This is a genomic window from Methanothrix sp. (assembly GCA_029907715.1).
GTDB lineage: Archaea > Halobacteriota > Methanosarcinia > Methanotrichales > Methanotrichaceae > Methanothrix_B.
In genome coordinates this window covers 1-10,902 of record JARYLI010000027.1, presented here as the reverse complement: position 1 = coordinate 10,902, position 10,902 = coordinate 1, and the positions used below count along the sequence as shown (strand labels likewise).

The 10,902-nt window shown below is 49.7% G+C and carries 11 protein-coding genes; 6 read left to right on the top strand and 5 right to left on the bottom strand.

All coding sequences use genetic code 11. From position 1 onward, the window contains the following. The first annotated feature begins 178 nt into the window (after positions 1-178). From QHG98_09515 to QHG98_09505, 3 genes are read left to right on the top strand one after another with little or no spacing between them, the layout of a single operon-like run. Positions 179-676 (top strand): 50S ribosomal protein L16, encoded by a 498-nt coding sequence (locus QHG98_09515; GenBank protein ID MDH7597954.1) that lies wholly within the window; start codon positions 179-181, stop codon positions 674-676. A 13-nt stretch (positions 677-689) separates the two neighbouring features. Beyond that, positions 690-1,316 (top strand): translation initiation factor IF-2 subunit beta, encoded by a 627-nt coding sequence (locus QHG98_09510; protein ID MDH7597953.1) that lies wholly within the window; start codon positions 690-692, stop codon positions 1,314-1,316. Continuing rightward, positions 1,313-1,468 carry a hypothetical protein gene (locus QHG98_09505; protein ID MDH7597952.1) on the top strand — a complete coding sequence of 52 codons (156 nt, stop codon included), beginning with the start codon at positions 1,313-1,315 and terminating at the stop codon, positions 1,466-1,468. Before QHG98_09510 ends, QHG98_09505 begins: the two co-directional genes overlap by 4 nt. Before the next feature lie 447 nt (positions 1,469-1,915). Here the strand turns inward: QHG98_09505 and thiC are convergent, their stop codons facing one another. The 5 genes from thiC to QHG98_09480 all read right to left on the bottom strand — a co-directional run bounded on the left by thiC (position 1,916) and on the right by QHG98_09480 (position 8,398). Beyond that, positions 1,916-3,169 (bottom strand): phosphomethylpyrimidine synthase ThiC, encoded by a 1,254-nt coding sequence (thiC, locus tag QHG98_09500; protein ID MDH7597951.1) that lies wholly within the window; start codon positions 3,167-3,169, stop codon positions 1,916-1,918. A gap of 121 nt (positions 3,170-3,290) precedes the next feature. Continuing rightward, a complete protein-coding gene (locus QHG98_09495) occupies positions 3,291-4,274 on the bottom strand; it encodes an alpha/beta fold hydrolase (protein ID MDH7597950.1) in 984 nt (327 codons plus the stop codon). A gap of 20 nt (positions 4,275-4,294) precedes the next feature. Next, a complete protein-coding gene (locus tag QHG98_09490) occupies positions 4,295-5,404 on the bottom strand; it encodes an iron ABC transporter permease (protein ID MDH7597949.1) in 1,110 nt (369 codons plus the stop codon). 100 nt (positions 5,405-5,504) lie between these two features. Beyond that, positions 5,505-6,515, bottom strand: a complete 1,011-nt coding sequence (locus QHG98_09485; protein ID MDH7597948.1) for an ABC transporter substrate-binding protein — start codon at positions 6,513-6,515, stop codon at positions 5,505-5,507. A 341-nt stretch (positions 6,516-6,856) separates the two neighbouring features. Next, on the bottom strand, positions 6,857-8,398 hold the full coding sequence (locus QHG98_09480; protein ID MDH7597947.1) for a PAS domain-containing sensor histidine kinase: 1,542 nt from the start codon (positions 8,396-8,398) through the stop codon (positions 6,857-6,859). A gap of 672 nt (positions 8,399-9,070) precedes the next feature. Between QHG98_09480 and QHG98_09475 the strand changes: the two genes are divergently transcribed. From QHG98_09475 to QHG98_09465, 3 genes are all read left to right on the top strand, one after another. Next, a complete protein-coding gene (locus tag QHG98_09475) occupies positions 9,071-9,529 on the top strand; it encodes a hypothetical protein (GenBank protein ID MDH7597946.1) in 459 nt (152 codons plus the stop codon). After that, a complete protein-coding gene (locus QHG98_09470) occupies positions 9,522-10,283 on the top strand; it encodes a DUF1829 domain-containing protein (GenBank protein ID MDH7597945.1) in 762 nt (253 codons plus the stop codon). Before QHG98_09475 ends, QHG98_09470 begins: the two co-directional genes overlap by 8 nt. A 284-nt stretch (positions 10,284-10,567) precedes the next feature. Next, on the top strand, positions 10,568-10,902 hold a 335-nt coding region (locus QHG98_09465; GenBank protein ID MDH7597944.1), incomplete at its 3' end, for a helix-turn-helix domain-containing protein.

Genomic DNA, 10,902 nt, shown 5'->3' with positions numbered 1-10,902 from the left:
GCCTGCGATGGACAAGAGCTATAGAATGCTGGAACAACTTCTGTAAAATGTTTATGTTCTACTGCAACGTCGCGAGGAGGTAATAATGTTATTCAGACAGGTCCGCCTCTCAGATACTAAGACTTATAAACTAGTGGGTGGCAGGTAGCAGGTATCAAGCTCATCGGAGGAGTGTTATTTGGCGCGAAAACCTGGAAGCATGTACAGAAGGATCGAGCGGCCTTACACACGCAGGGAGTACATCGGAGGAGTCCCTGGGAGCAAGGTCGTTCACTACGACATGGGGAACCTCACGGAGAACTTTCCTGTGAAGCTCTCTCTTGTTGTGAGAGAGCCATGTCAGATAAGACACACAGCACTCGAGGCAGCAAGGGTTGCTGCAAACCGTTATCTCCTTAAAACACTGGGCAGGAATGATTTCCATCTCAAGCTGAGGGTGTATCCACACCATGTCATAAGGGAGAACAAGCAGGCGACAGGCGCAGGGGCGGACCGCGTCTCCAGCGGCATGCGTCGCGCATTCGGGAAGCCTGTCGGCACAGCGGCCCAGGTTTACCCTGGACAGCGGATATTCACAGTGGGTGTGCACCCCGAGCACATTGAGGAGGCCAAGACGGCTCTCCGGAGGGCCGGACACAAGCTGCCCTCGCCGGTCCAGATCATCGTGGGCTCCTGAGCGGTGACCAGGCTTGGAGGACTATCTAGCGGGACTCGAGCGGGCGATGCGATCCATGCCCGCCACCAAGGGCACAAAGGAGAGGTTCCAGATCCCTGTGCCCAGGATATTCTACGAGGGCAAGACGACAGTGCTTGACAACTTCGCATCCATAGCGGATGCTCTAAACAGGGATCCCGACCACCTGATGAAGTTCCTTCTTCAGGAGCTGGGCACCGCGGGAAAGATAGAGGGGCATCGTGGTATCTTTCAGGGTAAGTTCACAGAGCAGGCGATCCAGAACCAGATCGAGGCCTACGTGGATGAGTATGTGATATGCACAGAGTGCAAGCTCCCTGATACGCACCTCATAAAGAGCGATCGGGTTCTGATGCTGAAGTGCGACGCGTGTGGGGCACACAGGCCGGTCAGGAAGCGGAAGGCCAAGGCGGTCGTGGCCAGGGATGTCATAGAGGAGGGCGAGACCTACGAACTCAGAATAGAGTCTGTGGGGAGCAAGGGTGACGGCATAGCCAAGGTGGACAAGTACCTGATCTTTGTGCCGAACACATCGAAGGGCGAGATCGTCAAGGCCAAGGTGAAGAAGATAAGCGGGACGCTTGCTTTTGCTGAGATCGTTGAGCGGAAGGGCAAGGCATGAGTGATAAGAGGATACACCTGAGCTTCACAGACAGGCATAAATACAGGATGGAGTTTGAGCCGGCTGAGTTCTGGAGGCCTCTCGCGGATCTCTATGAGGGGGTTGAGTGGTCAGTGGGCGATGACTGCATCTCTGTGGTCGCAGAGAACTAACAAAAATTTGATATCATTATACTTTATCGCTTACGATTTCATGCAACAGGCTGCTGTAGCCACTCAGTAGGTCTCACACCGATTGCCGAAGGGAGCTCTCAAAGCTTGTGAAAGAGCGGGGGCGGAACTAGCAAGGAGGTACGGTTATATTATCAGCATAATACGTTCCGCCCTTGTATGCATATATTGATCTCCATGGAGATTAAGTTTTTCGCAGATCGTATGTGACGAGAGGATCTTAGTCTTACTCATCCGGCCCCTGCACGATACCCGATCCTCCGCCCTTTTTCTTCAGCCGCTCCATAAGGCTGGATACCCTCTCGCGAGCTTGTGGAAATACCAGCTAACTAGATCTATGAAGCAGGAAGCTCTTCCATATTTCAGGGGAAGAAAGTCACATGGTTTACTGGAAGGTAAACTGCCTCCATCATCACTTTAGCTTAGGCACTAACTCCTCTTCAGGTATTCTTCCATGATAGCAATGGCACAGTATTTCCCACACATCGAACAGCTTTCGGTCTGGCCCTGAAGATGAATCCGCCGGGCAGTATCACCATCAAGAGCGTACTTGAACTGGTCTTCCCAATCTCTCTTTCTCCTGCACTTAGCGAGCTTTCTGTCCCTGGAGCTGAGACCGTACTTTATAGAATCCCCAATATGTGCTGCTATCTTGAAGGCGATAACTCCCTCTTTGACCTGATCGACAGTTGGTAGCGCCAGGTGCTCCGAGGGAGTGATGTAGCATAGATAATCTGCTCCAGCTCCGGCAGCTAATGCACCACCTACAGCTCCCGCTATGTGATCGTGTCCAACTCCAATGTCAGTTGGAAGTGGGCCGGCCACGAAAAGCGGTCTGTGACCAGTCATTCTCTTATAGCGGGCCACGTACTGTGGTATACGATCAGCACTGACATGCCCGCCCATACCCTCAATAATAACCTGCACACCGAGTTCGTTGGCTCTCCGGGCAAGTTCGGCGTTATTCTCGATCTCCTTATTCTGCGGTTCGTCCATCGGGTCGTGGATGCACCCGCTTCTCATGGCGTTTCCTAGCGAGAGGACTACGTCCTTCTCAGCGAGTATACTGCAGATCTCATCGAAGTGGGAACGAAAAGGGTTCTCTCTGTCCTTCTCCAGCATCCATGCCGCTGTAAACGAGCCACCTTTGGAGACCATGCCCATAATCCTCCTGGATTCTCTCAGCTGCTCCAGCTGATCCCGGTCAAAGCCAGCATGAATGACGATAGAGGAGATCCCCTCCAGCACATGCTTTTCAATAAGCGCCAACAACTCGCTCTCGCTCACCGCCCTGAAGGATCCCGCATCCGCAACCGCCTGATAGATGGGTACGGTTGTAATTGGTAGACTGGTCTCTCGAAATATGCTTTCCCGGATGGCGTCAATAGGCCCACCCATGGAAAGGTCGGTAATGGTATCAGCGCCGTACCTCTCTGCTACTCTTGCCTTCTCGATCTCGACAGCTGCATCGATCTTCTCTGTGGATGTGCCTATATTGGCGTTGATCTTGGTTCTGATACCCTGCCCTATTCCAACAGGTGGTTTGCCCTCGCGTTGCATTATAACGACTCTTCCCGAGGCTACCAGCTTCTCCATAATGCTGGGTTTCATCCTCTCGACCCGCGCCGCTCTACTTATAACATCTGTCTCCCTGCCGGCCAGAGCATCTTCCAGGATGGTCATATTCAAGACTTTACGACTATGATTAAGATATTTCTGCTATGATTGCTAGCTGTGCCATATATAGATGACTTAATCCCCGGGGCTTTTTGCTTTACAGGTTTGAAAATACAATTAGGCTGCCTCAAAGCCACCTTTTGAGAAACGATGCAACTGCCATAAAGTAATCCTCTCGATAGGGTCGCCGAAAGCTTTCAAGAGACATTCTCTCTCTGAGCCTCTGATCATATGACTCTGCGATCTGCTGGAAGCTGTGATCTGCATTTTGTATTATGACCAGCTCCACGTTATCATTACCATGCTCTTTCAAATCCCGCTCGATCATTAATGCATCCTCAACCGGAACGTTTAGATCGCACGCACCGTGAATTACAAGCACCGGCTTTTGTATGTACTTGAACTGGTTTTTTGGTGAGTATTCGGGTAAATAGCAGATCGGGTCGTGCCGGATCCTCCATGTTTTTCCCTTGTAGCTGAAGCAGTGTTCGGTCTCACCCATTCTCGCTCTTTCCATAAGTGACTGGAGGTTCAGTCCTATAACCAGGCCCACTGGGTCGTTATCCTCCACCCATTGGAGGTTTTCCGGGCTCTGTGCGGCATATTCTGCCACTCTTCGGTAATTGAAAATCATCATCTCTGCATAGTCTCTGTAAAGACCTCCCTGGAGAATGTAAGCTCTCACCCTCCTCTCCCTTTTAGCCAGGAGACATGCTGTGTAGACTCCAGCGCTCTGACCTAGAACGGCGATTCTTTCGGGATCTACAAGATCGAGAGAAGATAGCGCCCGATAGGCAGCAATTGCATCCTCGGCATCCTGAAGGTACCCTCCATCATATAGAGGAGCTTCGCTATCTCCAATACCTCTTCTGTCCCATGAGAAGGTTGCAAATCCTTCAGAGACCAACCTTTTTGAAATTTCTAGAAAGAAATTCTTTTTGGGTGATGGCCTTCCGGCAGGCCTGCTTAAGAGATTTCCGTCCCTGTCCTGCTCGAGGGATCCATGAATCAGAAGGACTGCAGGTAAAGGATCTTTAATCCCAACCGGATACCTGAGGACTCCAGCAAGCCGTAAGGAGCTGCTGTAAAATATAACCGGTTTTTCACCCATCACATTTTCTCCGGACACGACTAATCCCATCCTGTATCTCTGGTCATCACCAGGTAAAGGAACATTGGGACTCCTATGAACGAGATAACGATCCCTATAGGTATGATTATTGGCGCCAGGATTGCTCTTCCAACGATGTCAGCCCCGATCACGAGGATAGAGCCAACAACGCATGAGGCGGGAAGGAGAAACCTGTGGTCGCTTCCCAGCACCATCCTGGCAACGTGTGGTGCAACCAATCCCACAAAACCGATTATCCCTGTGAAGCAGACTATCGCAGCCGTGATGAAGGAAGATAGCAGAAGCGACACATTTCTCACCCGGGCCACATTTATCCCGAGGCTTTTAGCAGCCTCATCGCCTCCAGAGAACATTATGTTCAGGTCCCATGAGAGACGGATAAAAACTGGCATCGACAGGAGAAACGCTACAGTGACCACTGTCAGTTTGTGCCAGTCGGCCCCAGAGAGAGTTCCAAAGGTCCAGTTGACCATGGCATTGAGCTGCTGCTCATTCGCAAAGAACTGGAGTATCGCCGTCAACGATCCGAAGAAGTAAGTCAGCGCTATACCCGCAAGAACCATAGTCTCGGGGGACGATCTCTTCAAGCGGCTTATAAAAAATACCAAGAAACCACAGCCGAGAGCGGATATGAAGGCGCTCAGGATTATAATATAAGTTCCGATACCCGCATAACCTACCCCGAACATTATTGCCATAGAGGCACCGAAGGCTGCGGCAGATGATATCCCCACGGTGAACGGACTGACAAGAGGATTTCTTGTTACACCCTGCATTACCGCCCCTGCTACCCCCAGCCCCGCCCCTGCCACTATACCCATAAAGATACGGGGAAGCCTGAGATGCCAGATTATCGATTCCACGAAGGGATCGCTTTCTATGGATGAGAAATACCTCGATAGTATCGCACGAAAAACCTCGCTCCAGCTTTCTGTGGTACCTCCCAGGGAAGCCGATAAAACAGCCAGAAACAGCATAATGGCAAGGCTCACAATCAGAAACAGAATCTTCCTTGCAACAAACTCCGAATAGGCTTGCCTGGCACCCCTACTGTCAGCCTTCCCTGTTATCTTTAAAGACGTACTCGTAATTCTATCTGGACGATGCATAAGGTCCCTCAGCTCCCAAGATGGTTCATAGAGTCGCAGCTGATCGTACCAATGAGCACATTAACGGGTGCGTGAACAGCTGTATGATTATCGCTAAAAATCAGGGATTGGGATAGAGGTATATGCCTCTGTACTCCAACCCCTGAAACCTATTCAGATACTCTCTGTAGAACTCTATTGGATCCAGATCCTTGAACCTATCCGGATATAGCACCTTGGCTAGGAAGACAGGTCCAAACTTCTTACCGGCCCCGCCGGTTACGTCGAAGCTTATGACATAGACATCGCCGTTCTTAACCGCCTTTGTGTTCGCAAGCTCAGGCCGGCTCATGATCTCATCTCGAATGGCCTTGAACTGCTCCTCACTATCTGCGTTCCACCCTAAGGTGGTACCCTTGAATATCACGTCAGGATTCCTTCTGGCAACGTCCTCAGGATCAACCTCAAAGGCCAGCTCCGATCTTTCAGGGTACAGATCCTTGCCGCCTGCAGCGCGGATCATATTAGGTATTCCGCTGCCGTAGCCTGCACCACCATATGTGAGATATTTCTTGGCGCCCTCGAAATAAACGGTCTTGCGATCTGTGTCCGGTATCGTGGCAAGTGTCCGGTTGATCAGGTCATAATAGCTCCTGAAGAATGACATGTATTCCTCGGCTTCGGCTTCCTTTCCAAGCATCCTGCCAAGCGTTCTTATCTCATCGAACCAGACTTCAGTCCTGTAGAAATCCAGCCCCACAACCTTTATCCCAAACGGTTCCAGCTTCTTTTGCACCTCATCGGGCTCTGGTGGATACCCGGCTGACAGGCATATAACAACATCGGGTTTCAGCTCGGCGATCTTCTCATAGTTCGGCTCCTCTTGAGTTCCCACCACGGGTACGTTTGCCAGCTCTGGAAGTGTTCCCTTATCCACCTCGTCTTTGGTTGACTGATCCATGCCCACAATTCTGTCCACCGCCCCCAGAGCTCGCATCTCTTTAGCTGGGTTGCTCCAAAGAACCACCACAGACTTCACAGGATACGGGACTATTACCTCCCTTCCAGCGGAATCTACTATAGTTATGACCTCGTCAGAGCTCGATGCATATGCTCCTATTCCCAGTGCCATTAAAATCGATGCAGTCAAAAATAAAGAGATTACTTGCATCAATCTGATAAACAAATTTTACACCTCTTAAATCTTTTCATACTAAGTAAGTATTTTATTAATTTATATATGAATATTTCGGTGTAATCTATCAAAATCATTTATTTATTCAGAAGATATTTCTGTATGTCCATCGATCCTAATATGTGCTTTTGCAGTGACTTCCCCTCTTCTCCTGAATGAGAAGGGCTTCCTGCTTCTTCGATCTGCCTATCCAGTATCTCCACATGCTATACGCAATCACTCCGAGGGTGATACGGCTTAACTCCGGCCTTGAAGACCGGAATTTCCTCCCTGCTACTCTATATCAATACCACCGGCAGCGTGAAGCAGAACGCGGTCCAGCTGCATCCATCTGATTCCACCCATATCCTTCCGCCATGAACCTCGATGATCCTCTTGACTATGGTCAGCCCGACACCGGTTCCATCGCTCTTCGGATCGACCTTGTAGAAGAGTTCGAAAACCTTCTCACGCTGGTTCTCAGGAATCCCGATGCCGTTGTCTCTGATACAGAAGACTCCATCTTTGCAGAATATCTCGATCACAGGCCTCTTATCCTTCGTCGTGTACTTTATGCTGTTGTCGATCAGATTGACCAGCGCCTCGATGAGCCTCTCGCGATCGACGCGGACCGTGGGCATCCCCTCTGCCACTTTTATCTCAGCATACCTCTTTTTGATCACCTCAGCGAGCTGATCGATCGCATCTTTAACCAGTATCTCAAAAGGCACATCCTCAGGCGGGTTGATGACACGGCCTATCCTGGAGAGCTCTAGTATATCGCTCAGGAGCGCATCCATATTCTCAACAGATCGGATGATGGTCCTCAGGCTTTCCCTTGCTTTCTCAACATCCCCTTTCTCGAGATCGAGCTCCGCAAGGCCCGCAAGTCCGCTTATTGTGATCAGCGGTCTCCTGAGGTCATGTGATACCGTGTACACAAACCGCTCCATCTCCATGTTTCTCTTCTCCAGCTCCGCCGTCCTCTCCCTCACCATCTGCTCCAGCGAGTCCTTGAACCTCCGCAGCTCCTCCTCGGTCCGCCTCCACTCTGTGATGTCCCGTATAATCTCTATAGCGCCCTCGACATTGCCATCTGCATCGTACACTGGCGCAGCCTTGAGCCAGAGATGCGAACCCTCTGGGCCGAACGTGGGTATGAATACCTCAGCAGTGAGCGCATTACCCTCCCGGTGCAGGTTTCTGTACTCCTTTGCGGTGAATTCATCGAATCCGTGGAGCACGAGATCTGCAAGCACCGGCCTTCTGTATCCGTAGAACGGGATCGCGCACTCGTAATCGCCCTTACCGAGCATCTGGTCCTTCTTCACTCCCGTGAGATTCTCCAGTGCTCTGTTCCAGATGATAACCCTGCCCTCGCGGTCTATACCAGCGACAGGATCCGGCATGAACTCCAGGATATCCCTTAGCCTCCTCTCGGAACTCTCCAGCTGCCTCAGAATAGAATAGTGAGATGTCAGATCTGTCAGCACGTATATGGAGCCCACGATCTTTTCGCCATCAAACCTGGGTGCGGCTGTTATGAGCACAGGCAGTGTCGAGCCATCCTTCCGGCGAAGCCTGACCTCATAGCTGTCCGTGATCCCTCTGAGCCTCTTCGCCCTGCCCTCCTGAACTCTCGGGATGTCAGCCGGGTGCATGAACTCCTCAAAAGACTTCCCCATGACCTCGCTAACGGAAACTCCAAGCAGGCGGGCGAAGGCATGGTTCGCATACTCGATGATCCATTTTCCGTCCACGATCCTCGACGCAGCAACAGGCTGACCGAGCGAGCTCACTATCTGGCAGGCCAGCGCGGGATCTATGCTAGCGTCTAGCATGTTCGAGCTGATGAGACATACATTGTATAAAAGTTTTATTAGATCGCCTACTTCTGTCTGAAACCTGGGAGTTTCCATCGCACATGCCGCCCCAAGAAGGTCCTACAGCTAATCGAAGGTTTTAAATCCTTATTGTAAGTATGAAATTTTGATACGCATGTTAGATGTAGTAAGAAGAACTCGATCAGACGTGGCGAGGAGATCGAGGAGCACAGAGGTCTCCAGGAGATCCAGATCCGAAGAGCTGCCGAGAAGGTCGAGGTAAGTTATGTACCATTACGGCTGGAGTATTTTATATATAAATGTTTTATTTACCTTTTTCAGACTCTGAAGTTGTCCTCAAATGCAGTTCAAACGTCTCGAGCAAAATCAGCGCCATTAGCTATAGTTTCCATCATTTCTCTGCCAGCCCGATAATTCAGCTGGACGAGCCAAGTTATTTATACAATCGATGCAATCGACAACCGCTGAGCGGGTATCATGATGTTTTTAATTCCCCCCACTCCCCTACCCGCTCATATCATTCCATTTTGCATTTACGTCAGCAATGTCTTTGAATTATCGAATAGCCCTGCTCACAAATCTACCGGCAGCCGGAATCGCGCATGAACTACAACGTATCGAAAATTTATTTTATCAGGAGGGCGTCAGAATCAAAATGAGGACACCTGTATGACAGAGGTCGAGCTTACTCAAAGAGAGGCGGACATATTGATATCTATGGAAAAATGTAGTATATGTGATGAAGGATATGAATGGACACCAGAGAAACCCCTGGCAATCCCCTTAGAGTCCTGTGACAGAAAGGAGAAATTTATGTTGGATCTATCACGTCGTGTCCAAATCGCCCTTAAAGTAACATATCAAAATCGAACCAGGGAAACAATAATCTTAGTGCGGCTTGATTTGGGTGGTGGACCTCATCGGAATCCAAATGGTGTAGAAGTGCCCTGCCCTCATATGCATATTTATAGAGAGGGATACGGTGACAAATGGGCTGACCACGTACCTCCAGATAAATTTCGCGATACAAATGACATATGGATGACTCTGATTGATTTTATGAGTTTCTGCAATATAATCCGCCCACCACATATAAAAATGCAAAAGGGGATCCCAGAATATGGATAATGCAGGAAATTTAGCCGACTTGTATGTTGAATGGCTAAGAAGCAAAATAAGCCTCAAAGAGATAGGTGATTGGATGGAGGTTACATTTCCCTATCTCGATCGGCATAATGATTACTTGCAGATATATGTCAGGAAATACGATAGCTATTACCGCCTCATGGACGACGGTTATGTGATAAACGACCTTCTTCAGTCTGGATGTAGGTTAGACACCCCGAAAAGAAAAAACTTAATGGATTTAATCTTAAATGGTTTTGGTGTTTCTCTAGTGGATAATACATTAGAAGTCAAAGCCACAGAACATAACCTTGCTTGTTGCATGCACAGCCTAATCCAGGCAATGCTTGCTCTAAACGATCTTTTTTATCTGGCTTCACCTGTCATATCACACATATTCTACGAAGATGTAATTGCATGGTTAAAAGCTAATGATATCATTTATGTCGAAAACCCCATACTCACTGGCAAAAGCGGTTTTAAGCACCATTTTGACCTTTTAATAAGCAGATCCGAGATATATCCGGATAGATATATTCAGATCGTTGATCGCCCCACCAGGGACGAGGTCGTGAAGATTGCTTTTTCCTGGTACGATACCAGGGATGCGCGTGACAGAGACTCTAAAGCGTATGCTCTACTGGACGACTCTGAGCGAGAGATCCCTCCTAATGTTACCGATGCATTACAGAACTATGAAGTTAAACCGGTATTGTGGAGCAATCGCAATACCGTAGTAGAAGAATTGGCTGCCTGAAGGAGGATGACAAAGCTCAAGCTCCAGCCTTCTGGCCGGAGAAGAGGTCACACTTACTGCCTCTCAAGTTCCCGCCCTTCCTCATCCGCCTAGATCGCTCAGCCGCCTACGCCCGCTTGACGAGATTCCCCTCCTCGTCCAGGTAACCGGCCTCACGCATGAGCCGCGTTCTCCTGATCGAGTTCCTGAGTTACGAACTCCGAACATTTGATGGAGTCTATTGTTTAGGGAGCAGAGTGCTCCATAACAAAATATTTCAACCATTACGTTGATCTACCCGGACTATGGGTAGAAAGAGACTGCATGAAGTGAGTCTGAAAGAAGGCGAAAGAGAGGAGCTTGAGAGCTTCATCAGGAAGGGTAAAGCATCTGCGAGGAGTCTGACGCGTGCGAGGATACTGCTTCTTGCTGATGAGGGTAGGAGTGACAAAGAGATAGTTGATGTGTTGAAGGTTTGCAGGGGCACGGTGCGTAATACACGTGACAAGTACTGGAAGGGTGGTCTTGATTGCGCGCTGAACGAGAAGCCGCGTAGTGGAGCGCCACCCAAGATAGATGGGCGGGTTGAAGCTGAGCTGACGCTTCTTGCGTGCTCCGATCCACCAGACGGCAGATCGAG